The sequence below is a fragment of the Streptococcus mitis genome (genome assembly GCF_946190275.1).
GTDB classification, from domain to species: Bacteria; Bacillota; Bacilli; order Lactobacillales; family Streptococcaceae; genus Streptococcus; species Streptococcus mitis_DC.
Map to the genome: position 1 here is coordinate 1 of NZ_CAMHZQ010000086.1, position 265 is coordinate 265.

The 265-nt window shown below is 34.7% G+C and carries 1 protein-coding gene; it reads left to right on the forward strand.

The genetic code is table 11. From position 1 onward, the window contains the following. Positions 1-224, forward strand: a 224-nt coding sequence (asp1, locus tag N8M20_RS10340) for an accessory Sec system glycosyltransferase Asp1 (RefSeq protein ID WP_261080532.1), incomplete at its 5' end; no start/stop codon positions are given. Positions 225-265: the final 41 nt, after the last annotated feature.

Below are 265 nucleotides of genomic sequence, written 5' to 3' on the forward strand. Positions count from 1 at the left end.
TTAATCGGGTTGAAACTGTTTATGTAGAACATTTGAAAAATGGCTATTTACTTTCAGATGTGACAGAGTTTTCAACGGCTGCACATTACTATGTAGATAGATTGAAAGAATGGAACCAGGCCTTGATTTACTCTATTGATAAAATCAAGGAACATACTGGTCACCGATTCTTAGATAAATTACATCAGTGGATTGAGGAGGTTACTAATGTCAAAGGACTATAAAATCCTACAGATAGGGATTGATAATTGGGATCATCATTACG